Annotated in this window: 26 protein-coding genes and 2 pseudogenes; 9 read left to right on the top strand and 19 right to left on the bottom strand. The window is 68.7% G+C overall.

The features are described 5' to 3' along the window. From G406_RS0122475 to G406_RS59435, 8 genes and pseudogenes are all read right to left on the bottom strand, one after another. Window positions 1-693: response regulator transcription factor (locus tag G406_RS0122475; protein WP_028935511.1), on the bottom strand; the 693-nt coding region annotated here is incomplete at its 3' end. 107 nt (window positions 694-800) lie between these two features. Further along, window positions 801-2,243, bottom strand: coding sequence for an amino acid permease (locus G406_RS0122470; protein WP_028935510.1), 1,443 nt, complete (start codon window positions 2,241-2,243; stop codon window positions 801-803). A gap of 75 nt (window positions 2,244-2,318) precedes the next feature. Continuing rightward, window positions 2,319-2,579 (bottom strand): YbdD/YjiX family protein, encoded by a 261-nt coding sequence (locus tag G406_RS49030; RefSeq protein WP_037077981.1) that lies wholly within the window; start codon window positions 2,577-2,579, stop codon window positions 2,319-2,321. Then, complete coding sequence (locus tag G406_RS49025; protein ID WP_051342519.1) at window positions 2,576-4,753, bottom strand: carbon starvation CstA family protein; 2,178 nt, start codon at window positions 4,751-4,753, stop codon at window positions 2,576-2,578. Before G406_RS49025 ends, G406_RS49030 begins: the two co-directional genes overlap by 4 nt. Further along, window positions 4,753-5,019: a DUF3311 domain-containing protein gene (locus G406_RS0122455; protein ID WP_211241233.1), complete on the bottom strand. Its 267-nt coding sequence runs from the start codon at window positions 5,017-5,019 to the stop codon at window positions 4,753-4,755. Before G406_RS0122455 ends, G406_RS49025 begins: the two co-directional genes overlap by 1 nt. 162 nt (window positions 5,020-5,181) lie before the next feature. Beyond that, a complete protein-coding gene (locus G406_RS0122450; RefSeq protein ID WP_028935507.1) occupies window positions 5,182-5,616 on the bottom strand; it encodes a type II toxin-antitoxin system VapC family toxin in 435 nt (144 codons plus the stop codon). A gap of 13 nt (window positions 5,617-5,629) precedes the next feature. Beyond that, the gene (locus tag G406_RS59020) at window positions 5,630-5,770 is read right to left on the bottom strand and encodes a hypothetical protein (RefSeq protein ID WP_245607195.1); all 141 of its coding nucleotides are present in this window, start codon (window positions 5,768-5,770) and stop codon (window positions 5,630-5,632) included. 40 nt (window positions 5,771-5,810) lie between these two features. Beyond that, a pseudogene (locus tag G406_RS59435) lies at window positions 5,811-5,909 on the bottom strand (Arc family DNA-binding protein); the annotation flags it as partial. A gap of 189 nt (window positions 5,910-6,098) precedes the next feature. On the opposite strand from G406_RS59435, the gene G406_RS49020 reads away from it, so the two are divergent. After that, window positions 6,099-7,610, top strand: coding sequence for a sodium:solute symporter family protein (locus G406_RS49020; protein ID WP_051342518.1), 1,512 nt, complete (start codon window positions 6,099-6,101; stop codon window positions 7,608-7,610). Next, window positions 7,607-8,242, top strand: coding sequence for a sigma-70 family RNA polymerase sigma factor (locus G406_RS49015; protein ID WP_064743000.1), 636 nt, complete (start codon window positions 7,607-7,609; stop codon window positions 8,240-8,242). Before G406_RS49020 ends, G406_RS49015 begins: the two co-directional genes overlap by 4 nt. Window positions 8,243-8,677: 435 nt before the next feature. Here G406_RS49015 and G406_RS0122425 read toward each other — a convergent pair whose 3' ends face one another. Then, complete coding sequence (locus G406_RS0122425) at window positions 8,678-9,160, bottom strand: MarR family winged helix-turn-helix transcriptional regulator (protein ID WP_211241232.1); 483 nt, start codon at window positions 9,158-9,160, stop codon at window positions 8,678-8,680. Then, window positions 9,157-10,203 carry a zinc-binding dehydrogenase gene (locus G406_RS0122420; protein ID WP_211241231.1) on the bottom strand — a complete coding sequence of 349 codons (1,047 nt, stop codon included), beginning with the start codon at window positions 10,201-10,203 and terminating at the stop codon, window positions 9,157-9,159. The genes G406_RS0122425 and G406_RS0122420 overlap by 4 nt, the downstream gene beginning before the upstream one ends. Before the next feature lie 163 nt (window positions 10,204-10,366). On the opposite strand from G406_RS0122420, the gene ddaH reads away from it, so the two are divergent. After that, complete coding sequence (gene ddaH / locus G406_RS0122415) at window positions 10,367-11,212, top strand: dimethylargininase (protein WP_051342517.1); 846 nt, start codon at window positions 10,367-10,369, stop codon at window positions 11,210-11,212. Further along, window positions 11,209-12,438: an ornithine--oxo-acid transaminase gene (gene rocD / locus G406_RS0122410; protein ID WP_051342516.1), complete on the top strand. Its 1,230-nt coding sequence runs from the start codon at window positions 11,209-11,211 to the stop codon at window positions 12,436-12,438. Before ddaH ends, rocD begins: the two co-directional genes overlap by 4 nt. A 103-nt stretch (window positions 12,439-12,541) precedes the next feature. Here rocD and G406_RS0122405 read toward each other — a convergent pair whose 3' ends face one another. Then, window positions 12,542-13,006, bottom strand: a complete 465-nt coding sequence (locus tag G406_RS0122405; protein ID WP_064742999.1) for a MarR family winged helix-turn-helix transcriptional regulator — start codon at window positions 13,004-13,006, stop codon at window positions 12,542-12,544. A 106-nt stretch (window positions 13,007-13,112) separates the two neighbouring features. Between G406_RS0122405 and G406_RS0122400 the strand changes: the two genes are divergently transcribed. Further along, window positions 13,113-13,955, top strand: a complete 843-nt coding sequence (locus G406_RS0122400; protein ID WP_156935089.1) for an SCO4651 family lipoprotein — start codon at window positions 13,113-13,115, stop codon at window positions 13,953-13,955. Between the two features lie 102 nt (window positions 13,956-14,057). On the opposite strand, the gene G406_RS49010 is transcribed toward G406_RS0122400, so the two are convergent. From G406_RS49010 to G406_RS0122385, 3 genes are all read right to left on the bottom strand, one after another. Then, entirely contained in the window at window positions 14,058-15,434 is a 1,377-nt protein-coding gene (locus G406_RS49010; RefSeq protein WP_037077978.1) for an MFS transporter, read from the bottom strand. After that, window positions 15,434-15,802, bottom strand: a complete 369-nt coding sequence (locus G406_RS49005; protein WP_037077976.1) for an S-adenosylmethionine decarboxylase family protein — start codon at window positions 15,800-15,802, stop codon at window positions 15,434-15,436. The genes G406_RS49010 and G406_RS49005 overlap by 1 nt, the downstream gene beginning before the upstream one ends. A gap of 86 nt (window positions 15,803-15,888) precedes the next feature. Then, window positions 15,889-16,368 (bottom strand): tautomerase family protein, encoded by a 480-nt coding sequence (locus G406_RS0122385; RefSeq protein WP_028935500.1) that lies wholly within the window; start codon window positions 16,366-16,368, stop codon window positions 15,889-15,891. Window positions 16,369-16,647: 279 nt separating this feature from the next. Between G406_RS0122385 and G406_RS59835 the strand changes: the two genes are divergently transcribed. After that, on the top strand, window positions 16,648-17,385 hold the full coding sequence (locus G406_RS59835; protein ID WP_064742998.1) for a GbsR/MarR family transcriptional regulator: 738 nt from the start codon (window positions 16,648-16,650) through the stop codon (window positions 17,383-17,385). On the opposite strand, the gene G406_RS48995 is transcribed toward G406_RS59835, so the two are convergent. Further along, window positions 17,361-18,041 carry an antibiotic biosynthesis monooxygenase family protein gene (locus tag G406_RS48995; RefSeq protein WP_169736765.1) on the bottom strand — a complete coding sequence of 227 codons (681 nt, stop codon included), beginning with the start codon at window positions 18,039-18,041 and terminating at the stop codon, window positions 17,361-17,363. The genes G406_RS59835 and G406_RS48995 overlap by 25 nt on opposite strands. A gap of 73 nt (window positions 18,042-18,114) precedes the next feature. Between G406_RS48995 and G406_RS0122370 the strand changes: the two genes are divergently transcribed. Further along, window positions 18,115-18,600: a tetratricopeptide repeat protein gene (locus G406_RS0122370; protein WP_028935499.1), complete on the top strand. Its 486-nt coding sequence runs from the start codon at window positions 18,115-18,117 to the stop codon at window positions 18,598-18,600. Between the two features lie 42 nt (window positions 18,601-18,642). On the opposite strand, the gene G406_RS48990 is transcribed toward G406_RS0122370, so the two are convergent. Together G406_RS48990 and G406_RS0122360 are read right to left on the bottom strand one after the other, a co-directional pair. Further along, window positions 18,643-19,578 (bottom strand): hypothetical protein, encoded by a 936-nt coding sequence (locus tag G406_RS48990; protein ID WP_156935088.1) that lies wholly within the window; start codon window positions 19,576-19,578, stop codon window positions 18,643-18,645. 86 nt (window positions 19,579-19,664) lie between these two features. After that, window positions 19,665-19,859 (bottom strand): hypothetical protein, encoded by a 195-nt coding sequence (locus G406_RS0122360; RefSeq protein ID WP_028935498.1) that lies wholly within the window; start codon window positions 19,857-19,859, stop codon window positions 19,665-19,667. A 185-nt stretch (window positions 19,860-20,044) separates the two neighbouring features. On the opposite strand from G406_RS0122360, the gene G406_RS0122355 reads away from it, so the two are divergent. Continuing rightward, complete coding sequence (locus G406_RS0122355; protein ID WP_028935497.1) at window positions 20,045-20,635, top strand: LpqN/LpqT family lipoprotein; 591 nt, start codon at window positions 20,045-20,047, stop codon at window positions 20,633-20,635. Between the two features lie 224 nt (window positions 20,636-20,859). Further along, window positions 20,860-22,944: an ABC transporter permease gene (locus tag G406_RS56050; protein WP_051342512.1), complete on the top strand. Its 2,085-nt coding sequence runs from the start codon at window positions 20,860-20,862 to the stop codon at window positions 22,942-22,944. A 4-nt stretch (window positions 22,945-22,948) separates the two neighbouring features. Here G406_RS56050 and G406_RS54420 read toward each other — a convergent pair whose 3' ends face one another. Both G406_RS54420 and G406_RS48980 read right to left on the bottom strand, forming a co-directional pair. After that, window positions 22,949-23,575, bottom strand: a complete 627-nt coding sequence (locus tag G406_RS54420) for a hypothetical protein (protein ID WP_051342511.1) — start codon at window positions 23,573-23,575, stop codon at window positions 22,949-22,951. A gap of 22 nt (window positions 23,576-23,597) precedes the next feature. After that, window positions 23,598-24,704, bottom strand: a pseudogene (locus tag G406_RS48980) (hypothetical protein); the annotation flags it as partial.

Raw genomic sequence — 24,704 nt, 5'->3', positions numbered from 1 at the left:
TTTCTCCAGGCGGCGGCTTGCCTGGTAGGCCAGGCAGTAGCCGACGCCGCGCACCGTGCGGACCAGGTTCGGGCGGCCCAGCTTCGTCCGCAGCGTTGCCACGTGCACGTCCAGGGATCGGCTGGCCCTGGGCAGCTGACGGCCCCAGACCTGCAGCATCAGCTGGGTGCGGCTGCACACCGAGCCGGCCGCGTTGACCAGTACCGCGAGCAGCCGCAGCTCCTTGGGGGTCAGCGCGACCGGGCCGTCGTCGCCGAGGACCTCGCCGCGCGCCAGGTCGACCAGCACGCCGTCCAGGTCGATCACCTCGGCACCGGCCTGTGCGGACGGCGCCTGCCAGCGACGACGGCGGCTGACCGCCTTCATCCTGGCGACCAGCTCACGCAGGTCGTACGGCTTGACCAGGTAGTCGTCGGCGCCGAGGTACAGGCCGGTGATGCGGTCGCTGACCTGGCCGCGCGCGGACAGCATGATGATCGGGACGTCGCTGACGTCGCGGATCGCCCGGCACACGTCGGCGCTGGCCACGTCCCGGGGCCCGAGGTCGAGCAGCACCAGGTCGACACCGATCAGACGGCCCAGCAGCTGCCGTTCGCCGCCGCTGATCCGGTCCACCACCATGCCCAGCCGGTGCAACGCCACGCGCAGCCCGGCCGCGGCCCGGTCGTCCTCTTCGATCAGCAACACGCGCAACGGACGCACTTCTCCTTCGGTAGTCGGTCGTACTGGAGCTGCCCATACCGCCCCCTTCGCGGCACGGGCAGCACGAGCGGCGGGAGCGGACGGGCTGAGGACTGGACTCATGAGTGGCCACCGATCCCGGGTTGTGTCAGTTGTTGGTTGAGACGTGAGTGCTTGAGCCCGTAGGCGAAGTACCAGAGCAGCGCGACCGCGACCCAGCCGACGAACGCGACGATGGTGATCGCGCGCAGGCTGAAGATGATCCAGATGCAGCCGAGGATCGATAACACCGGCACGACCGGGTAGCCGGGCACCTTGAAGCCCCGGGGCAGGTCGGGCGCGGTGCTGCGCAGGATGATGACGCCGATCGAGACGACCAGGAACGCGACCAGGGTGCCGACGCTGGTCATCTCGGACAGGAAGTTGATCGGCAGCAGCCCGGCGAGCAGGCCGACCGCGACGGTGACGATGACGGTGTTCTGCACCGGGGTGACGGTGCGCGGGTTGACCTTGTGGAACCGTTCCGGGATGAGGCCGTCGCGGCCCATCGCGAACAGGATGCGGGTCTGGCCGTACATCACGACGAGCGTGACGCTGAAGATCGAGACGACCGCGCCTGCCGCCAGCAGGGTGCCGGGCCAGCTGGCGCCGGTGACCTGCTGCAGGATCGCGGCGAGCCCGGCTTCCTGACCGTCGAACTTCGCGCTCGGCTGCGCCGCGATCGCCACCACCGCGACGCACAGGTACAACGCGGTGACCACGGCGAGTGCGATCAGGATGGCCATCGGCATGGTGCGTCGCGGGTTGCGCACCTCCTCACCGGCGGTGGACACCGCGTCGAGGCCGATGTAGCTGAAGAAGATGACCCCGGCGGCCGAGGTCACGCCCGCGACGCCGAACGGCGCGAAGTGCGCGAAGTTGTCGGTGTCCCAGCCCTTGAGCCCGAGCACGACGAAAAGGGCGAGCACCGCGAGCTTGATCAGCACCATGATGGCGTTGGCTCTCGCCGACTCCTTGGTGCCCCTGACCAGCAGGAACCCGCACAGCGCGACGAGGACGACGGCGGGCAGGTTGACCCAGCCGCCGCCTTCCGGCGCGTTGGACAGCACGGCGGGGATCTGGAAGCCGAACACGTTGTGCAGCAGCTGGTTGAGGTACTCCGACCAGCCGACCGCCACCGCGGCCGCCGACACCCCGTACTCCAGCAGCAGGCAGGCCGCCACCACCATCGCGACGAGCTCACCCATCGTGGCGTAGGCGTAGGAGTACGAGGAGCCCGCTGCGGGGGCCGCGCTCGCCAGTTCGGCGTAACACAACGCGGTCAGTCCGGCGACGACGCCGGCGATCACGAAGGACCAGATGACGGCGGGACCGGCGAGCGGCACCGCCTGGGACAGCACGAAGAAGATGCCGGTGCCGACGGTGGCGCCGATGCCGATCATGGACAGCTGGAACACACCGATGGTGCGGGCCAGCTCTCCGTGGCCGGTATCGGCACCGGTCTCGGCGGATATCGCCGTGACCGGCTTCCGTCTGACCAGTTGGGCTACGAGTCCAGACATGGTTCCCCTCGATGGACGCGGTGGTGGTGGTGACCGTGGGAGTGGGGCCGGGTCGCGGCCCCACTCCCACGGGGCCTAGCAGCAGCGGGCGCCGGGCGAGGTGTCGCCTCGGTCGACCCGCCAGCGTTCGAACTCCCGCCTGGTCATCGGCGGGTGGTGCGCGGCGTGCTTGCCCTCCATGTGCGCGGCGTGCGCGGCGAGGTAGTGCTCGTATCCCGATTCGCCGGACAGCTCACGCAGGAACCAGCGGGCGGTCCGCACCCACTCCCTCAACCGTGAGTGTTTTCGGCTGCGGGAGCAGCCGAAAACACTCACGGGTGCAGCCGGGACGCTCATGACGGCGGGAACTCCGAGCGCGCCTGCACGCCTGCCGGTTGGCGCCGTTCCGCGCCGTTGGGCACCAGACCCTGCGGCGCGTCGATGTGCGACTCGACGAAGGGCTCCTCACTGGTCGGCAACGGCATCGACGAGGTCAGGGCCTTCACGCAGACCCGGATCGCGTCCAGCATCACAATGATGATCAAGCCGGCGAACAGGACGGACAGCACCCCGTCGACCATCGAGTTGGTGACCACGGCGTGCATGTCGTCGATGCTCTTGGCCGGGGACAGGACCTTGCCCTGGTCGAGTGCGTCGGAGAACTTCGCGCCCTGGGCGAAGAAGCCCAGCTTCGGGTCGGCCGAGAAGATCTTCTGGTAGCTCGCGGTGAGCGTCACCGCGAGGTCGAAGACCAGCGGGAGCCCGGGTACCCAGGCCCACTTGACCCGACCCGACTTGATCAGCACCGTCGTGCACACCAGTAGCGCGACGGCGGCGAGCAGCTGGTTGGCGATGCCGAACAGCGGGAACAGCTGGTTGATGCCGCCCAGCGGGTCAGTGACGCCCTGGTACAGGAAGTAGCCCCAGGCCAGCACGACGAACGCGCTGGTCCCGTACAGGCCGGGCTTCCAGCTGACGTTGCGCAGCGGCTTGTAGACGTTGCCCAGGGTGTCCTGCAGCATGAAGCGCCCGACCCGGGTGCCGGCGTCCACCGTGGTGAGGATGAACAGCGCCTCGAACATGATGGCGAAGTGGTACCAGAAGGCCTTCATCCCGGCGCCGCCGAACACCCCGGCGAAGATCTCCGACATGCCGATGGCCAGCGTCGGAGCACCGCCGGTACGGGCGACCAGTGTCTGCTCACCCACCGCGGTGGCAGCCGCGCTGAGTGCTTCAGGACTGATCACGAAGCCGAGGTTGTTGACCGCGGCCGAGGCGGTCTGCACGGTGGTGCCGAGCAGACCCGCCGGTGCGTTGATCGCGTAGTACAGACCCGGGTCGATGATCGACGCCGCGATCAGCGCCATGATCGCCACGAAGGACTCGACCAGCATCGCGCCGTAGCCGACGAGCCGGACCTGCGACTCCTTCTGGATCATCTTCGGCGTGGTGCCGGAGGCGATCAGCGCGTGGAAGCCGGACAGCGCACCGCAGGCGATGGTGATGAACACGAACGGGAACAGCCCGCCGGCGAACACCGGGCCGGTCTCGGAGAAGGCGAACTTGGTGACCGCCTCGTTGTTCAGCACCGGCATCGAGATGAACACGCTGATCGCGAGCAGCCCGATCGTGCCGATCTTCATGAACGTGGTCAGGTAGTCGCGCGGCGCGAGCAGCATCCACACCGGCATGACCGACGCGGCGAAGCCGTAGATGACCAGTGCGATCACCAGCGCCTGCGGGGACAGGGTGAACGTCTCGGCCCAGCTGGAGTTCTGCACCCAGCTGCCGGCGACGATCGAGAACAGCAGCAGCACGACGCCGATGACGCTGACCTCGATGACCTTGCCCGGCCGCAGTGTCCGCAGGTAGAGGCCCATGAACAGGGCGATCGGGATGGTCATCGCGATGGAGAAGGTGCCCCACGGCGAGTGGGCCAGTGCGCTGACCACGACCAGCGCCAGCACCGCGAGCAGGATGATCATGATGGCGAACACGGCGACCAGCGCGGCCGCGCCACCGACCGGGCCGATCTCGTCACGTGCGATCTGCCCGAGGCTGCGTCCGTTGCGCCGCATCGAGATGAACAGCGTGACCATGTCCTGCACGCCACCGGCGAGGATGACCCCGACGACGATCCAGATCGTGCCCGGCAGGTAGCCCATCTGCGCGGCCAGCACCGGCCCGACCAGCGGGCCCGCGCCGGCGATGGCGGCGAAGTGGTGACCGAACAGCACGCGACGGTCCGTCGGGTGGTAGTCGACGCCGTTGTCGAGCAGCTCGGCGGGGGTCGCCCGTCGGTCGTCGACCTGCAGGACCTTCTTGGCGATGAACCGGGCGTAGAACCGGTAGCCGATCGCGTAGGAGCCGAGCGCGGCGGCGACGATCCACATGGCCGAGATGCGCTCGCCGCGCGACAGCGCGAGCACCGACCAGCCGACCGCGCCGACGAGTGCGACGGCGGTCCAGATGATGATCGAGCGGGTGTTGAAGCGGGAACGGGGCGGCCCGTCGTAGCCGGTCCTGGTCATCACGCGGCTCCGATCGCCCGGGGCCGGTTGAACCCGGCGTAGGCGACGACCAGCAGCAGCGGGCTGATCAGCGCCCATGCCAGCTGGTACCAGTAGAAGAACGGCACCCCGAGCAGGCTCGGCGACGCGCCCGCGTACAGCGGGACGCAGAGAACAGCCACACAGGGCGCAAGCAGACACAGGCTGAGCAACCGAGGGTTGCTGGGCAGTGACCGCGAGGGCGGCCCGGGCCTCCCTCGGGGGGTCGGCACTGACGCCATCGTCATCCTCCGATTCACCATGCTGGGCTCGTGCCAGCGGTTGAAGGAGAGTTGCGTCACCCGGCCCATCGGTTTACCGGAACCTGAACTTTTTTCGACGATCAGTGTTTGCCCAGCTCAGCACGGCGTGTCCTATCTCGCCACGCCGCCTGGGTCCGCACGGGAAGATCAGCCCAGTGTTGTGAAACCCTCCACAGCGGCCGCGTCACGCAAGGTCTTGTCGAAGACAACAACCTGCACCATGTCCGGATCGGCGGTCCGCACTGCTCTCGCCGTGGCCAGTTGCACCGCGTCGTAAGCGCGCAAGTTGTGGATGCCGGTGAGCCGGGCAGCGTCCTCCACGATCAGCGCTGTCATGCGCACGACCTCGAAGCGCCGGGGGCTCTCCTCTACACCGAACCAGTCAGCCTCGAACTCGGCGACGAGCAGGGCGGCTTGTTCCGAGAACAGCTCCCCCGTGCGCCGCTTACGCCACAACGCCGCGGGTACCTCGACCCGAGCGACCTGCGCGACGATGATCTGAGCAAGATCGCGCACCATCTCATGGCCTGGTTCGTCTGCGTACAGCTTCACCAGCGCCGAGGAGTCGGCGAAGCTTCTCACCCTCGGTCTTCCGTCACCAGGTCAGACAGTGGGGTGCCTCGACCCGCTGCAGCGCGCGCAGCGGCCACCGCGTCAGGATCAGGCCTCTGGCGGGGTGGGCCAGGAGGGACGAGGAGCCCAGCCCTGGCCAGGCGTTCCCGTGTGCGAGCAGCATCATCACTCGCCAGGTCCGGGTCGGTCGCCGCTTCCGCCAGCCTGGTCAGGAACTCATTGACACTTCGGTTCTGAGCTTCCGCAGCAGTACGAACCCGATCCATGAGTTCGTCGGGGAGCCGCCAGGTCACCTGCGCCATGAAGTCATGATAGCAGGCATGCCTGCATTCTCTTCATGCATGACTATGCATCGCTGCGTATCGCCTGGTCAGTAATGTCAAGTCATTACCGGATCTATCTGCACACAGATGTTGGCGGGTCATGGACACTGTCCGCCCGGCATCCGTACCCTCCGTTGCGACCAGCCAAGGCAAAGGGGCAGTAAAGGCATGGCCGATCCGGTGGCGCTGACCGCCTTCATCGGCGTGCTCGGAGGCACCTCCGTGCTGGCGCTGTCCGCCCGGTGGCTGCGCCGCTCCGACACGTTGCCCTCGCTGGAGGGCTGGGCGCTGGCCGGACGTCAGTTCGGCCCGCTGCTGATGTGGTTCCTGCTCGGCGGGTCGATCTACACCGCGTACACCTTCGCCGCCGTGCCCGGGCTGACCTACGGCACCGGCGCGCTCGGGTTCTTCGCGCTGCCGTACACGACGATCCTGTGCCCGCTGCTGTTCATCCTGCTGCCCAAGCTGTGGCGGGAGGCCCGGGACCGGGGTTCGATCACGGTCGCCGACTACGTGCGGGACCGCTACGACTCCCCCCGGCTGGCGCTCGCCGTGGCGCTCACCGGGATTCTCGCCACGATGCCCTACATCGCGCTGCAGCTCCTCGGCATCCGCGCGGTGCTGGCGACAGCGGGCATCTATCCGCACGGGCTGGCCGGGGACGCCATCCTGGTCGCGGTATTCGCCATCCTGGCGGGCGCCACCTACCGGCACGGGCTGCGCGCGCCCGCCGTCATCTCCTACTTCAAGGGCGCATTGATCTTCGGCGCGGTGCTGGGGGTGACCGCCGTCGCGCTCACCAAGCTCGGCGGGACGGGGGCGATCTTCGACGCCGCCGCGCACCGGCCGCGCTCGGCGACCGGCGGCAACGGGCTGCTGCTGGACCCCTCGCTCTACACCGCCTACGCGACCCTGGCACTGGGTTCGGCGCTGGCCATGCCGATGTACCCGCACGTCCTGACCGCCGCGTTCGCCGGGTCGAGCGAGGACACCCTGCGCCGCTCGGTCATCGGGCTACCGGCCTGGACCGCCGTGCTCGGCCTGTTCGGCTTCCTCGGCATCGCGGCGCTCGCCGCCGGCATCACCAGCCCGATCGGCGGCGCGGAGACCGCGGTGCCGATGCTGGTCGCGCAGCTGCTGCCCAGCCTGCTGTCCGGCGCGGTGTTCGGCGCGCTGGCGGTCGGCGCGATGGTGCCAGCCGCGATCATGTCGGTCGCGGTCGCCACGTTGTTCGTGCGCAACATCTACGTGGAGTTCTTCTTCCCCACCGCGACCCCGAAGCACGAGCTGAAGATCGCCAGAGGGGTCAGCCTGATCGCCAAGATCGGCGCTCTGGCGTTCGTGTTCGGGCTGCGCGACCAGGATGCGATCAACCTGCAGCTGCTCGGCGGGGTGTGGATCCTGCAGACCTTCCCGACCGTCGCGCTCGGATTGTTCGGCCGCTGGTTCCACCGGGTCGGGCTGCTCGCCGGGTGGGCGGTCGGAATGGTCACCGGGACGGTGTTCGTGGTCTTCGGCGGCTTCTCCTCGGTGATCGAGATCGGGTCCTCCCAGTTCTACGCGGCGCTGGTGGCGCTGTTGCTCAACCTCGTCGTCGCCGGCGTCGTCACCGCGATCGCGCATCGCCGGGGTGAGCTCGCCGGTTTCGGCCCGGCGGGTGGCCCGGTGCGGGCGTCGTGACCGAGTTCTCGATGGCCGAGATCGAGGAGGAGCCCGCTGCGGCGTCGGAACGGGAACAGGCCATCGCCGCGATCTTCTCCGAGCACCACACCCCGCTCGTTCGGCTGTCCACGCTGCTCGGCGCCGACGACCCGGAAGACATCGTCGGCGAGGCCTTCTACCAGCTCTTCCGCCGCTGGCGCCGGCTGCGCGACACCGACTCCGCCGTGGCCTACCTGCGTTCGGTCGTGTGCAACCTGACCCGCATGCGCATCCGCCACCTCCAGGTCGCGCGTAAACACCTGGCCCGCAGCGGCGCCGACCCGACCACCGCGCACACGATCGAGCTCGACGGCACCGGGCTGCGCGAGGACCAGCGCGAGCTGCTCGAAGCACTCAAGGAGCTGCCGTCGCGGCAACGTGAGGCGCTGGTGCTGCGCTACTGGCTCGACCTGCGCGAGGTCGAGATCGCCGACGCCATGAACATCTCGGCGGGCGCGGTGAAGTCACACGCCTCCCGGGGCATGACCGCGCTCACCAAGATCCTCGAGGAGCGACAGGCGGAGTCTCCCCGCGCACAGTCCGACCACTCCGAGGCCGACGAGTCGTATTCTGGTAAGCAGAAGAGGTCCCGCCGCGTGAGAGGAAGGTAGCGAGATCACCGCCAGCCGGTCCGACGCCGAACAGCGCCTGCGCGATGCACTGAGTGCACGTGCCGAGCAGGTGCAGCCTGAGCCGCCCGGATATCGGCAGGTCAGCGCCTCGTGGAAGCGCCGTGAGCGCAAACGCAGGCTGATCCTGGCAGTGCTCACCGCTGCGATTTTCGCTGCCGCCGACGTCGTCGGCCTGTGGGCTCTGAACCAGGCGAACCCCGAGTCGCACGTGATTTTCTCGGTCCCCGCAGCCCCCGCTCCGACCCACCAGGTCCCCCGAATAGGTCAGCCTTAACACAAGATTGACTGAATTCTTCGGCTCTCTTTTCGCACCGCGGAGACCTTGCACATCCTCGTGCTGCGTCGCACATGTCCGGACGTGTGCGACGCAGCACGTAGGTGCGCAAAGTCCGGTGAGCGTCTCCCGGCCTCCGGTCAGCTGTGCGGGCCGCGGCGGCGGGCGACCGCTCGGCCGGCGGGGAGGTCGGCGGTCATCGCGCGCAGCAGGGTGAGCGTCGAGTCCGTGTCGCGGCCGCCGATGAGGTCGTCGATGGCGTTGTGCAGTCGCTCGTCGACGTCGGCGACCTTCGTGGCCAGCTCCGTGCCCTGGCTGGTCAACGAGAGCTGGACGTGGCGGCGGTCGTCGGGGTGCACCTCGCGGGCGACGAGACCGGACTTCACCAACCGGTCGACGATCCGGCTGGGGCTGGTGCCGGTCTCACACACCAGGAGCTCGCCGAGACCGGTGAGCGACAGCGGCTGGTGCCCGACGAGCACGGTGATCACCTCGGCCTGTGCCGGGGTGAGGTCGAGCGGGCGCAGCTCGGCGGCCAGCAGCAGGTTTCCGGCCCGCTGCAGGGCCAGAACCAGGTAGCGCAGTTCCTCAGCGGCCCGCACGATGACTGCCTCCCAGCTCACTCCGTGGTGAGCACGATCTTCCCGCCCGCGTCCCGGCGCTCCAACGCGCGGTGCGCGTCAGCTGCCTTGGCCAGCGGGAACACCCTGCCCACCTCGGGCACGATCGCACCGTCCCGCGCCATCTCCAGCAGCGTACGCAGCGTGGCGCGGTACCAGTCGTGGTCGGAGCGCAGCTCGGCGGGCAACATGCACAGCGCCGTGCGTCGGCCCGGCCACAGGCCGCGCACCTTGCTGCCCACCGCGCCACGTACGGTGTCCATCCGCATGTGCCCGGGGCGCCCGGCAAACGCGTAGCTGACCGCGACCCCGCCTCGCGCGAGCAGCCGGTAGCCGCCGCGCAGGGTCGCCCCGCCGAGGTGGTCGAACACCGCCTGGATGCCGTCCGGCTCGCGCTCGCGCAGCACCGCGCGGAAGTCCTGGGTCCGGTAGTCGATGAACTCGACACCGTAGCGAGCGAGCCGCTCCCCGGACGACGCGGTGCCGTACATGCGCAGGCCAGCGCGTTTGCCGAGCTGGCTCAAGGCCTGGCCGACGCCGCCGGACGCACCCTGGATGAGGACCGTGTCCCCTTCGGCGACGCGCCCGTGCCGGTGCAACACGCTCCACGCGGTGAGGTAGTCCAGCGGAATGCAGGCCGCGACGATCGTGTCGAGGCCGTCCGGGACCGGCACGAGCTGCCAGGCAGGCAGCTGGAGGTGTTCGCGGTACGCGCCCATCGCCGGGAGCGACACCGCCACCCGGGTTCCCGGCGCGACCCACGCCGGGTCGTCGCCGGTGGCCGCGTAGTCGACGACCTCGCCGACCAGCTCGTAGCCGGGACTGAACCCCGCGGTGCGCTGCAGCAGGTAGTCGCCGGTACGGGCCATGACGTCGGTGAGCCCCACGCCGGCCGCGAGCATGCGGACGTGCGCGTGCCCGGGTGGCAGCGGCCCGATGTCCCTGGTCACCGTCTCCAGCGCCTCGGGCCCGCCGAACCGCCGGACGACGATCTCCGTGCTCCGAACCACGCCCTCGGTACCCATGATCAGCTCCCGTGTTGCCACCCAATTAGATGTCACGACATTAGATGCTGTGACATCTATATGACAAGCGCTCTCGTGACACCGCAGTAAATCTTCGAAAACAGAGAAAACACGCAATAAATCGTATGCATACCCGCAATAATTACGGATTGTTTGCACAGCCTTCGCTGTTTACCGTTCAGCCATGACGATCCTGCTGGAGCCTTCGACCACTGTCCCTGGTTCGGACCGCCGCCGTACCCGGCACTACCTGATGTGCCGGCCGGAGTACTTCGAGGTCAGCTACGCGATCAACCCGTGGATGGACACCACCGTCCCGGTCGATGTCGATCTCGCGGTCAAACAGTGGGAGCAGCTGCGCCAGATTTACCTGGACCTCGGCCACACCGTCGAGCTGATCCCGCCGGTTCCGGGCCTGCCGGACATGGTCTACGCCGCGAACGGCGCGCTGGTCGTCGACGGTCACGCCTACGGCGCGCGGTTCGCCCACCCGCAACGCTTCGCCGAGGGTCCCGCCTACCTGGCGCATCTGCGTGACTCCGGCTTGCGTTCGGCCACCGAGGCCCACCAGGTCAACGAGGGCGAGGGCGACTTCCTGGTGGTCGGCGACCTGGTACTGGCCGGCACCGGTTTCCGCACCGATCCGGCCGCGCACCAGGAGGCCCAAGAGCTGCTCGGCCGCCCGGTGATCACGCTGCGGTTGATCGACCCGCGCTTCTACCACCTGGACACCGCGCTCGCGGTGCTCGACGACAACACCGTCGCGTACTACCCGGGTGCGTTCAGCGCCGGCAGCCGCGCGGTGCTGCGCACACTGTTCCCGGACGCGATCCTGGCGACCGCCGAGGACGCCGCCGTCCTCGGGCTCAACGCGGTCTCCGACGGGCACAACGTCGTCCTCACCGAACGCGCCACCGGGTTCATCGCCCAGCTGCGCGAGCGCGGCTACAACCCGATCGGTGTCGACCTGTCCGAGCTGTTCAAGGGCGGCGGCAGCGTCAAATGTTGCACTCTGGAGCTGCGGTCATGACCCTGACGAACGAGCAGACCCCTACGCTCACCTCCGCCGAGCACATCGCACTGGCCGAGGCGCACTCGGCGCACAACTACCACCCGCTGCCGGTCGTGGCGGCCTCGGCGCGGGGCGCCTGGATCACCGACGTGACCGGCCGGTCCTACCTGGACTGCCTGTCCGCCTACTCCGCGATGAACTTCGGGCACGCCAACCCCGCGATCCTGGCCGCCGCCCACGCCCAGCTGGACCGGGTCAGCCTGACCAGCCGCGCCTTCTCCCACGACCAGTTCGGCCCGTTCTGCGCCGAGCTCGCCGCCCTGATCGGCAAGGACATGGTGCTGCCGATGAACACCGGCGCCGAAGCGGTGGAGAGCGCCGTCAAGGTCGCCCGCAAGTGGGGTTACCAGGTCAAGGGCGTGCCTGACGGGCAGGCGACCATCATCGTCGCCGACGGCAACTTCCACGGCCGCACCACCACGATCGTCAGCTTCTCCGACGACCCGGACGCGCGCGCCGACTACGGCCCCTACACCCCCGGCTTCCGCTCGGTGCCGTTCGGTGACGCGGCGGCACTCGCCGCCGCGATCGACGAGACGACCGTCGCGGTGCTCCTGGAGCCGGTGCAGGGCGAGGCAGGCATCATCGTGCCGCCGCCGGACTACCTGCGGACCGTCCGTGAACTGTGCACGACCCACAACGTGCTGTTCATCGCCGACGAGATCCAGTCCGGGCTGGCCCGCACCGGCAACACCCTCGCCTGCCAGCACTTCGACGTGGTGCCCGACATGTACCTGCTGGGCAAGGCACTGGGCGGCGGCGCCGTCCCGGTGTCCGCCGTCGTCGCCGACGCCTCGGTACTCGGCGTGCTGAAACCGGGCCAGCACGGTTCGACGTTCGGCGGCAACCCGGTGGCCTGCGCGGTCGGGCGGGCGGTCATCGAGCTGCTGAACACCGGCGAGTACCAGGACCGCGCCCGGCGCCTCGGCCATCACCTGCGCACCGGGCTGGACTCGCTGATCGGGCAGGGCGTCACGCAGGTCCGCAACCTGGGCCTGTGGGCGGGCGTCGACATCGACCCGGCGTTCGGCACCGGACGCGAGGTGTGTGAGCGGTTGCTCACGCGCGGCATCCTGGTGAAGGACACACACGGCGCGACCATCCGCTTCGCGCCGCCGCTGGTCGTCGAGTCGACCGAGCTCGACTGGGCCGTCCGAAACCTGCGCGAGGTCCTCGCCGCCTAGCCCGTGAGTGCCGCGGCCGCCTATGGGCGGCCGCGGCACTCACGGATTGCAATCCCACACTGGGGCTGTCCTGAGCAGCTGACCGGCCGAGAGCCACCATCCGTCACGAGGCCGCGGTGCCGATCTGCGTGAGCATCGCGGACTCGGCGTCGGCGAGGCGGTCGAGGAAGCCGGCGATCAGCGCGAGCTGGTCGGCGGTGTAGCCGGCGGCGACCTCGGCCAGCAGGCGCGACCGGTCGGTGGTGTCGGCGGCCAGGCGCTCGGCGTCCAGCTCGACCTCGACCTTGCGCCGATCGACGACACAGCGGGACCGCCGCACGTAACCGGCGCGCTCCAGCCGGTCGATCACCCCGGTGATGGTGCCGGACGATCCCGTGCCGCTGAGCTGGCCGAGCTCGCCGGGGCTCAGCGGGCCGTGCAGCAGCAGGAGGTTGACGAAGTTCGCCTCACACGTGCTCAGATGCAGCCCGGCGCGGGCACCGACCTCGTGGTCGAGCCTGGTCGAGGCCGCCACGTGCCGGCGCAGCGCGATCTCCACCTGCCCCAGACGACACGGCTGCTCAGTCATCAGAACCTCCCTCGGCTCACCAACATAAACGGCTGGCCGAGATTCCGCGTAAACCCCACGACAAGTAGTGGGAACGTAAAGTGCCAACAGCCGTTACGGTTGCCCGATGCGCCGCCCCGCCCTGCCGCCGCCCGTGCGCGTCCTGTCTCTCGCGGCGGCGCTGCTCCTCCTGCCGGTCGTCGCGTGCGGCGCGACACCGCCTCCCCCACCACCGGCCCCGCTGCCGCACTACAGCGAGCTCGGCCAGCTGGGCGCCGCGGTCGACAACCAGCTCAAACTGGACCGGACCGCCAAGATCACCGTCGCCGGGAGCATCACCGGCGGCGGCCGGCAGATCACCACCACCGGCGACCAGCTGATCAGCTACGACCCGGCCGGACCGTCCATCCAGTTCACGCAGAAGGTGCAGGAACAGGGAACACCGGTGCCCTCCGAGACCACCATGATCATCTTGCCGGACCAGGCCTGGCTGAAGCCGCCCGCCGGCTCCGGCCTGCCGCTCGGGAAGGCTTGGCTGAAGGTCCCCACCAGCTCCGAGGTGCCTGAGGTCCAGCAGGTCGTCTCGATCGTGGAGGCCGTCCGCCAGGGCGCCGAGATGGCCCGGAGCTTCACCCAGTTCGGCGCGGCCGCCGCCATCACCGAATCCGCCGAGGACCCGGTCGCCGGCATACGGGCGGAGCGCTACCGCATCCGGCTGGACCTGGCGAAGGCCGCCGAGCTGCAACCCGACCCGGCGATCCGGGAACAGATGCGGACCGCGGCGATCGGCGCCTCCTCGATCGACGCCACGCTCTGGCTGGACGCCCACAACCGGCTGCTTCGCCAGCTCATCCAGCAACCGCTGCCGGGCGGTGGCGGCATCCAGACCACCGATGCCCACTACAGCGCCTGGGGCGAACCGGTACAGATCACCCCACCGCCAGCCGACCAGATCATCGACGACGAGTGACCCCGCCTCCCAGCTACCCCGACTTCGCAGAGCTTCACGTCGCGTCGCAGACACTGCGGCATCTGCGACACAGCACGAGGCTCTGCGAGGCGACACCGACGGTCATCCCCGAGCGAGCTGGCGGTCTCTGACCGGCAGCCGCCACACCAGGGCGCAGCACACGACCAGACCCGCCGCGACGGCCAACAGACCGGTGACCAACGCCGTGACGTGGTCACCGGTCCGCGCGCTGCCGAAGAAGATCGTCGTGACGGCGGCGATGCCGGCGCCGTTGGACAGCTGTTCGACCGCGGTCAGCGAGCCACTGCCGCTGCCCGCCTCGTGCACGTCGACGTCGCGCAGGGTCAGGTCGTACAGGCTGCCGAAGCAGCTGCCCAGCCCCAGGCCGATGACCAGGACGGGCGCGGCCAGCTCGGCGGCCCCGATCCGAGGTCCGGGCACGACGAGCAGCAGCCAGCCCACACCGCACAGCACCCCGAGCAGACCGATCACGGTCAGCCCTCGGCCGAGAACGGTGAGCAGCCGGTTGGCGACCGTCGAGGCGATCAGGATGCCCAGCGCGCTCGGCGACAGCGCCAGCGCCGTGCCCAGCGGGGTCTGCCCGAGGCCGCTCTGCAGGAACAGCGGAATGACGTAGAGCAGCCCGGAGGCGGCCGCGAAGAACACCGCACCCAGAACCAGGCCCGAGGTGAAACCTCGGTTGTGCAGCAGTGAGCGTTCGATCAGCGGGTGCGTCGCGGTCCGCTGACGCCAGCAGAACAGCGCGAAGCACAGCAGTCCCGCGGTCAGCAGCATCAGCGGCACCGGTGTCCAGCCGTGGGTCGAGCCGTCGAGCAGACCGTAGAGCAGCGCGAGCATGCTCAGCCCGAGCAGACCGGAGCCGAGGCCGTCGATCACGGTCGCCGGCATCGCCGTGTCGCCGGGCAGGACCCGACGTCCCACGACGATCGCGCTGATCCCGAGCAGCACGTCGATCCCGAAGATCGGTCGCCAGCCGAGGCCGAACAGGTCGGCGTGCAGGATGAACCCGCCGAGGATCGGCCCGCCGACCGTGGTGAGCCCGAGCACCGGCCCGAACGCGCTGAACGCCTTGCCCAGTTCCGCGCGCGGGAACACCGAGGCGAGCAGCCCGAAACCCTGCGGGAGCACCATCGCCCCGGACACGCCCTGCAGCAGTCGCGCCGCGATGAGTGTCGTCGGGTCGACCGCGAGACCACAGCCCGCCGAGCCGAGGGTGAAACCGGCGGTGCCCAGGAGGAACATCGTCCGTCGCCCGTGGCGGTCGCCGAGGCGCCCGCCGAGCACGAGCAGTGCGCCGAGCGCGAGCGCGTAGCCGGCACCGAGCCATTCGACGACCAGGTCACCACCGCCCAGGTCCGCGGCGACGGTCGGCGCGGCGATGGTGGTGACGGATGCGTTGAGCAGGTCGAGGGACTCGACGACGAGCACGAGTGCGAGCACGACCCACCGGCGGGACACTAGACCTTCTCGGCCGCCACCGCGCTGGGTAGGTACGGGGGCATGGACCGTTCGATCCGCTGGCTGCGGACGTCGGTGCAGCCGAGCACCTCATGGATCGGCAGCAACGCCAGCTCGGGCTCGACGTCCGCGCGGCAGGTGAACAGGTCGATGTGCGCCAGGCCGAACTCCGGCCAGGTCGTCACCACCAGGTGGGATTCCGCCAGCACCAGGACGCACGTCATGCCGTGCGGCTGGAACAGGACCGGCAGCTCGCCGACCACCGTGGCACCCAGCCGCCGGACCGACTCGCGCATCGCCTCCAGCAGTGCGCCCGGTTCGGGGTCGGGGTTCGTACAGCCGAGCAGGTCATAGATCGCGCAGATCACCGGGCAGCTCCAGTCAGGGGGCGCCCACGCGGCACAGTCAGACAAACACCCGTAGGCCAACCAATGTTTGCCTACGAGTGTATCGATCAGTTGAGACGGCTCAGCCGGTGGGCAACTTCTCCCCCAGGCGTCCCAGAGAACGCCAGTACATCGGCCAGCCGGAAGATCTCGCCGGCACCACCCCAGTTGCCCTCGGCGACCTCGTTGATGATCACCCAGACCCGCCAGCTGTCCCTCGCCGACGAGTCGGCGCGATCACGCTCGCGACGTTCGGCGCGCAGCACCAACCCGGTCAGCTCGGCGACGAGTCCGCGCTTCTCCTCCTCGTCGAGCCGCCCTTGCGGCAGGCCGACCACCACGCGGTAGCGCGGCTCGTCCGCGGGCTTGCCCCCCACCATGACCATCGGCGACTCGGTGACAAAGGTCCAGATCATCGACTCGGCAACGGCGTTGTCCGGCGAGATCCCCTCACACCTGAGCACGGTCCGGGTCAGCGCGGACATCAGCTCCGCTTTGCCGGCCTCCGACAACGCACCCTTCGACACCGTCAAGTCGATCATCGACATGGCCACCCCTCCACCCCGACGAGGAAAAAGTGTCAGCAAACGCGTTCGTCGGCTCTGCACTGAGACTTCAGTGTGAAGTGAACGCTATGTTGCGTTTGATGCCAGGTCAAGCACCTTGTTAAAAGTGTTAAGCCTTCAAGCAGGCATGTGTCAAAGTTCGTTGCAACAGACTTGTTTGCAAACGCAACGGTTGCGTCGAACAGCTTGCAACCAGACGCGCGATCGAACACGATCTGCACAGGAAATCAGGGTAAGGATTGGCTAAGAAGGAGGAATCCGGTGCCAGGCGGCCGACTGACCTACCAAGACCGCCAACACATCGCCGCACAGCTGGCCCAGGGCCTCGGCTTCGCCGAGATCGCCCGCGAGCTGCGGCGACCGACCTCCACGGTGAGCCGCGAGGTGAATCGTAACGGTGGCCAGGACGGCTACCGCGCCGCGGAGGCCCACGAGCTGAGCACCCAACGCACCCGGCGCGCGCCGGGAACCGCACGCCCTCGCGGTGAGCCCGACCCCGACGAGCGCCGACTGCGCGACTTCCAGCAGCGGTTCACGGCCATGCTGATCGAGACCGGGTTCCCCCCGATGACGGCCAAGGTCCTGAGCAGCCTCTACACATGCGACTCGGCGAGTCTCACCGCCGCCGAGCTCACTCACCGTCTCGGCGTCAGCGCGGCATCGGTCTCGAAGGCCGTGCAGAACCTGGAGAGTCTCGGCATGGTCCGCCGCGAACGCGACCCGTTCGCCAGGCGCGAGCGCTACTGCCTGGAGCGCGGCGTCTGGTACCGGGCGTGGGCGGTCCGCGCCAAAGCCATGGAGACCTGGGCGTACACCGCGCGACAGGGATCGGAGCTGATGGGCCAGGACACCCCCGCTGGCATCCGACTGACCGAGATGAGCGACTTCCTCGGCTGCATCCGCAGGGACCTGACCAGGACGAGCGAGGAATGGCACGACCGCTGCATCCAACGCGACCTCGAACGAGACCACACTCACGAGCCCGACAGGCTCCGGTAGAGCTGGTAGCGGTCGAACCCGATGTCCACGACGCCCGGCATGGTGCGGAACAGCCGCCCGACCGTGCCGTGCTCGCCGATCGGGCCGCCGGCGCTGTCGATGGCCGCACGATGAGCCTGGTCGTCGGTCCATTCGGCGTAGTTGAGCACCCGGACGTCGTCGAGACTCACGTGGAAGTAGTTGGAGATCAGCCCCGGCACCGGAGCCGCCTCCCGGATCGCCTCGAGTACCGCGTCCACCCAGCCGCGCGCGAGGCCCGGCCGGTCGAACTCGACGCTCACCATGACCACGGTCCCGACACGCGCCTTCACCGGCCGGTACTCCCGGTACAGCCGGTAGCGGACCAGCCCCGGCCTGCGGATACCCGGCACCAGGTCGTCGACGCCCTTGGCCAGCCTCGGCCGGTCCGACTCGACGAACCGCGCGTGCACGGCGTCGCTGGTCCACTGCGCGTAGTTGAGCACGCTGTCCGAATCGGGACTGACGAAACAACTGAGCGCGAGCAGCCCGTCGGGCACCGCACCGAGCTTCGCGTACTCGGCCATGGTCGCGTCCACCGCCGCCCGTTGCCGGGCCAGGTCCCCGACGATCCAGCGGCTCACCAGGATCGTGCCGGCGTCGGCGCGTGCGATGTCGGGCAGAACAGCGATTCCCATCAGGACCTCCTCGATCGACACCATCGACCGTAGAAGCCGAACCAAAGTTGAGGTCAAGGACTAGGGTGACACCGTGACCGACCCGGATTGGGAACGCCGAGTGGCCGAGGTGTGGGCAGCTCAGGACCAGCTGGACGAGTCCGCCCTTCGCGCGCGGATCGAGTCACTCACCGCCGAGCTTCCGGAGGACAGTTCAGAAGGGCTGTTCGAGCGGGCATGCGCCCTCGACTCCACCGGGCACTCCGACCGCGCGGTCCCGCTCTACCGGCGAGCGCTGGCCGACGGACTGGCCGGGACACGCCGCCGCCGGGCGACGATCCAGCTGGCGAGCTCGCTGCGCAACATCGGTCGTGCGACCGAGAGCGTCGACCTGCTCGAAGCCGAGCTGGAGGCCGAACCCGACGAGCTCGACGACGCGGTCCGCGCGTTTCTGGCGCTGGCTCTCGTGGACGTGGGCCGGGAACGCGAAGCCACGTCACTCGCACTCAGTGCGCTCGCCCCGCACCTGCCCCGGTACCAACGCTCGCTCACCAACTACGCGAGGCACCTGACCTCGTGAGTGTTGAGTGTGGCTATAGCCATACTCAACACTCAGGAGGGGTCAGCGGCTGTCCTTGGTTCGGACCAGGGATTTGCTCATGCGGGTCATCTGTGCGCTGGCACGTTTCCAGCTGATGCCGCCGCTGTAGGTGGCGAAGACGGCGACCACCGTGCGCTGGTGCGGCCCCAGCACGCCGGTCGTGGCGAGCATCGGGCTGGCGAGGTCGGCGGGGAGTTCCTTCATGGCCGGCGCCGGGCCGCCGAACTGGCCGAAGAACCCGCCGCCCGCGTTCTCCAGGCAGCGGTCGCCGGGCGGCACCTCGGTCGGCCAGCCGGACCAGCCCTGTTTCACACCCCAGGGACGCGCCGCGACGCCCGGCAGCCCGAACGACTGGTCCCGCCCGTCGTCGGCGCAGCGGCTGGCGGCGTAGATGTTGTCCAGGATGAACGCGCGGTACTCCGGCGGTGCCTTGTCGATGATGTAGTTGTAGATCCGCACGACGTCGGCGGCGCTGGTGCTCGTGTACCCCCAGATCCGGGGGTTCGCGGGCGGCGCGGTGTCGGTCAGCCCGATCAGCGGCACCATCCGGTTGACGACGTCGTTGAAACCGTTGTTCGCCCAGTACACGCTCGCCGCGTAGTCCCAGCTGCCACGCAGCATCTCCCGCAGTGACAGCACCTCGAGCCGCTGCGCGTCGGTCTTCGCCTGTTCGAGGATGAGGACCGGGTGGTTGCGCAGCAGCTCGTCGAGCACGATCAGCAGCTTCACCACCGACGCGCTGCGGAACCGGACATGCGCGTTACGGGTCGCCCGGAACGAGCGTTTCTGCCGGTCGTACACCGCGTATCCGATCTGGTGGACGCCGTCGAGTAGCTGCCGGTCGCGGCCACCGGCGTGTGCCGTCCCGAACACCATCGGGGTGCCGAGAACGCACAGCAGCACCGCAAGAACAGCGGTGAAACGTCGAATAAATGCCGCGAAAACCGTGGATGACACCATCGAGGCGACACCTTATCCAGCGGTGATCATCTAGCGTTTCACCCGGATGGCGATATAGGCTATCGATTCCCGCAGGACGGGAATTAGCGGTTCTCCGCCTTCGGCTTGTCGGTGGTCATCTGTTGAACATTCATCGATGGATGTCCGACGGCATTGTTTCCGGGCGTACCGACCAATAGCGTCATGGTTCCCAGTGCCAGGCTGGCCAGCACGGCGAGCGCGGCGAATGCGTAGCCGAAGGAGCTGTAGCTGATCTCGTACCCACTGGACTGACGCATCGTTTCCGGACCCCTCCGCAGACGATCGGGCAGCGGAGGCGCTCACCGACCGTTCCAGCCAACTCACGTGTCGACGTGGCGGGAGCGTAACTCACATCCGTACCACGCAGGTCAACAACTTACACTGATTTTAGTTCCGCGAGAAACTCGCCAAGCCCCCGACCACCGTGGAAGGTGGAGCAGTCGTGGACGTCGAAGGGCCGAGAGGCGCGCTGTGGAGCACCGCACGGTTCGGTGCGCGCCTCGTCGGCGTGCTCTTCGGGCTGGCACTCGTGGCGAGCTGCGCCGGCCCTGACCCCTCGGACTCCGGGGACGCCCCCACCCTTGGCCAGCGATATGTCGACAGTCAGGTCGGCTTCAGCATCACCCCGCCCGCCGACTGGCAGACCCGGCCCACCCCGGCCACCAACCCGGTCGTGACGTTCGTCAGGACACCGGCCGACCCGGCGGGCCCGGTCACCATCATCGTGTTCGTGTCCGGCACCGACGAGGGGCTCGACGCGAACATCACCGCGGCTCGCCAGCAGTTGCCGCAACTCCTCCCGAACTACCGCTCGCTGACCGATGAGAGCACTCAATTGTCGGACGGGACACCCGCGCATCTTCTCGGCGGCAGCTACACCCAGAACGGTGCCGAGCTGCGCAACCTGCAGATGGTCGCGGTGGTCGGTGGCACCTCCTACGTGGCGACCGCGACCGGGCCGTCGACGAGCTTCGATGACTACCGCGATGTGGTGCACAGCTCATTGCTGACGCTTTCCCCACGAATCGGTTAATCGTAGATGTCCGACCGGTGTCCGATTGCCGTAAAAATCTGATCAGGCCCACTCGCGTTTGAAATCGATGACAGCCGCCGCATACCGTCGTTGACGTGGCCAAGAGTGGTGCGAAACGGTTTTGCGCGCTGTCCGACTGCGGGAAGATTTTCGCACCTCCACCCGAGGCCCAAGACCAGAAATATTGCAGCGCGGAACATCGTAAAACCGCTCGTCGCCGTCGGATGGAGAACACCGGAAGACGTCCGGCGGAAAAGACCGCACAGCTCGCGGCCGCGGGTGCGCGCGCGACGACCAGCCAGACCGCTCCGGCACGGGAGATGCCCGGCCGGGTGCTGGAACGTCCGGCACGCACGTCGCAGTACCGCAGGCTCGTCCCAGAGCCGCAGCGCAGCCGGATCCGCAACTGGCTGTTGATCCATCGGCTACGTCGTCACTCGCCGCCGTACGCCTACGACGGCCGTGGCCCGGGCACGGCGCAACCCGCGATGCCTGCTCGGACACCGGCGCCACCCCGATCTACTCGTGCGGCGCAGCGACCGAGCACCGTGTCAAGGGTCGGTGCGACGGCGCAGTCCGCCGCGTCGGGCACCGTGCGGACGTTGGGCCTGCACGGCTCACACCTGTTGAGTGGTGTCGGCGCGGCGCTGCTGGTGACGGTCACGTGGCTGGCGCGGCTGGACCGTGCGGTGGCGGCCGCCACGATGAACGTCGTGGTCGCGCTCGTCGCACTTGCGGCCACCGCGACGAGCAAGACCATCCGGGAGGCGCGCGCGGCCGCTGAGACCCGTACCCGCACGGCGCGACCGGCCAAGCCTGCCCGGTCCGCACCCCAACCGCCGAAGCGTGCGGCTCCGCTCCCCCAGCCCAGGTCCGCCCAGCCCAAGCCTGCCCAGCCCAAGCTCACCCAGCCCAAGCCCACGCCCACTCAACAGCCCGCCCGGAAACCTACCCAGCCGAAGCTCCCCGCGCCGGTGGTGAGGGCGGTGTCCGAGCCGATCACCGACGACGAGGTGCGTGAGCTGCTCCAGCCGAGCGAGGCGACGCTCCCGCCCCGGCGTCGGGTGCCCAGGGTGCGCTCGAACGTCCCCGCGTCCGAGACCTTCCGGTCGGCGCTGGACAGCCTGTCGAGCAAGAAGCTGCGGTCCGCGCTGACGATGCTGGGCATCGTCATCGGTGTCGGCGCGGTGATCGTGCTGGTGGCGCTGGGCAATGGGATGAAGGCCGACTTCAACAAGCAGTTCAGCCGGTTGGCCAACCAGATCACGGTGACCCAGGCGGGCAAGTCCGGTAACGGCTCGGCCGGTCGGAACCTCACCGACACCGACGTGGCGGCGCTGTCGGATCACCGGCGGGCGCCGAGTGTCGCGTCGGTGTCGCCGAGCATGAGCGGGGACGTGACCCTGACCGTCGGCCAGAACCAGGAACGGGCCGCGATGGTGGGCGCGATGTCGAACTACCTCGACCTGCTCGACCGCAAGATCGTCGCGGGCCGGTGGCTCACCGACCGGGAGGTCGCCGACCGGGACCGGGTCGCGGTGCTGGGCCCGCAGGCGGTGGCGATGCTGTGGGGCCGGGGCGCACCGAGCGAGACGGTGATCGGGTCCAAGGTGCGCATCGAGCATTCCGTGTTCACCGTCGCCGGAATCCTCGATTCGGACGGGCAGAACGACAATGTGGTGATCGTTCCGTTCGGCGCCGCCAGGTCGTATCTGATCGGCGACAACGCAGGCGAGGTCAATTCGATCGTGGTGAAGTCGACCGACGTCAGCACGGTAGCGCTGGCGGCCAAGGAAATCGTGGCGGTTCTCGACGACAACCATCACATCAAGAAAGCGACCGACCGCGATTTCAACGTCCTCACCTACACGAACCTGCTGAACAAGAGCAACCAGTTCGTCACATTCCTCTCCCAGTTCATCGTGGCAATCGCGGCGGTGTCGCTGCTGGTCGGCGGCATCGGCGTCGCCAACATCATGTTGGTCTCGGTGACCGAGCGGACCCGCGAGATCGGTATCCGCAAGGCGATCGGGGCGACCAGCCAGGCGATTCTGCGTCAGTTCCTGAGCGAGGCCGTCATGCTCACCGGGCTCGGTGGACTGGTGGGTGTCGGGTTGGGAGTCGCCGGTTCCTACGCGGGGCAGAACATCATGCCGAAGCTCGTGACCGATTTCCCCGGGCCGATCCTGTCGATCGCGCCGGTGTTCGTCGCCTTCGGGGTGAGTCTCGCGATCGGCCTGGTCGCCGGCGGCTATCCGGCGTACCGGGCGGCCCGGATGAAGCCGATCGACGCGCTGCGCTGGGAGTAGCGGTTCACCCCAGGTGCAGCAGCGCGCGGGTCTCGGCGTCGATTTCCGCTCCCGACGCCACGGAGTGCCGCACGCCGTTGTACACCAGGTCCCACAGCGCGGGGTTGCCTTCGAGTAGCCCCAGGGGCAGCTGCAGGAACGCGCCGTCGGCACCGATGATCTGCAGCATCGCCGAGGGCTTCCCCGCGCCGAACACCCGGATCCGCGCCAGGTCGTAGGTCGTGACGAACTTGTCCTGGTCCTCACCGTCGCCCGCCCAGGTCGCGCCCGCGTAGACGGTGTGCATCCTCCGGATCAGATAGGACGTGGCGGTGCTGATCGCCCAGAGGACGGCCGCGACCAGGTAGAGCACCCGATCACCGTGGGCCAGCACCGCAACCCCGCCGAACAGGAGCAGCGCGGACCCAGCCGAGTAGGCCGCCACCTGCCACAACCCGCGCCGTCGCCTGCCCTCGACCAGCTCCAGCAGCGGCGCGGGCTCCGCGAACCACTGCTGCGCCTGTGCCGGCCTGAAGCTCTCGGTGCGCCGCCCGCTCCGCCGATAACCGGTCCACGGGCCGACCACCTCCGGTGCCCGAGGTGGCTTCGGCTCCCCGCTGTCCGGATCGGGTCGAGCCGGCAACGCCGTCATGCGGTCACCCTAAGCCTGGTCATCAACCGAACACCGAATGCCAACCCTTGGAGATGGCCGAGCCGACCGACTTCGCGCCGTCGCTGACCTTGTTGCCGACCCACTTGCCCGCGTCGACCGCCGCCGATGCCACCTTGTTCGGGATGTCGTACTTCGTCATCAGGTAGGACACGCCGGCACCGGCGAGGATGCCGGCCCCGACCGCCCAGCCCGCCACCGGAACGCCCATCGCAACCAGGCCCGCCCCCACCGCGGCCTGGGCGAGTCCGCCGGCGGCGGCGCTGGCCGCAACCGAGGTGCCGGTCTTGATCAGCGCGTGCGGGACGGAGACACCGGCGTCGAGCTGCTGTTTGACGTCCCAGGCGGCGAGCGCGACCGTGACCACGCCGCCGACCTTCGTCAGCCCGCGACGCGCGGTCTCCTTCAGACCGTTCCCGCCGTAGGTCTTGTCCCGCAGCGCGGGGATCAGGTTCTTGACCGGGTGCTGGCCCTGCACGCCCGGCCGGTTGATGTGGTCGAAGATCGACTGGGACAGGGTCTTCTGCAGCATCGTCGGCACGTTCCCGATCGGCCGCTTCAACCGGTCCAGCAGCGGCGTGCCCTTCGGGAACGGCGCGGTCAGACGCTTCAGGTCCTTGGACAGCCCGTCGTAGCTGGCCGCGCGTTGGTTCCACCGGGCCTTGGCCTTCGGGTCGGTGGCGTTCCTCGCCTTCTCCGCGTACCGCGAGGAAGCGTCCTTGAACGTGCCCTCAGCGCGCTTGAAGTTCTTCAGCCCGTTCGCGCTCACGCTCGCCCAGTACGCCGGGTTGCTCAGGATCTCCCCGGCGGTCTTCGGGCCCTTCGGCTTCGGGGCGTCGCCCTTGCCGTCGTTCCCGTTGTGGTTGTTGCCCTGGTTGCGGTCACCGGTGTTGTCGTTGCCCTTGTTGTCGTTACCGGTGTTGCGGTCCCCCGTGTTGCGATTTCCGTTGTTGTCGCTGCCCTTGTTGTCGTTGCCCAGGTTCCGATCACCATGGTTGCGATCGCCGGCGTTGTCGTTGCCGACGTTGTCATCACCGGAGTTCCGATCGCCTGTGTTGCGGTCCCCGCTGTTGTCGTTGCCCTTGTTGTCGTTACCCAGGTTCCGGTCGCC

The organism is Actinospineispora spinosispora DSM 44797, assembly GCF_000429025.1.
In the GTDB taxonomy this organism is placed as follows: Bacteria; Actinomycetota; Actinomycetes; order Mycobacteriales; family Pseudonocardiaceae; genus Pseudonocardia; species Pseudonocardia spinosispora.
The sequence above is the reverse complement of the archived record's forward strand: the minus strand, read 5'-3'. Positions and strand labels throughout refer to the sequence as shown.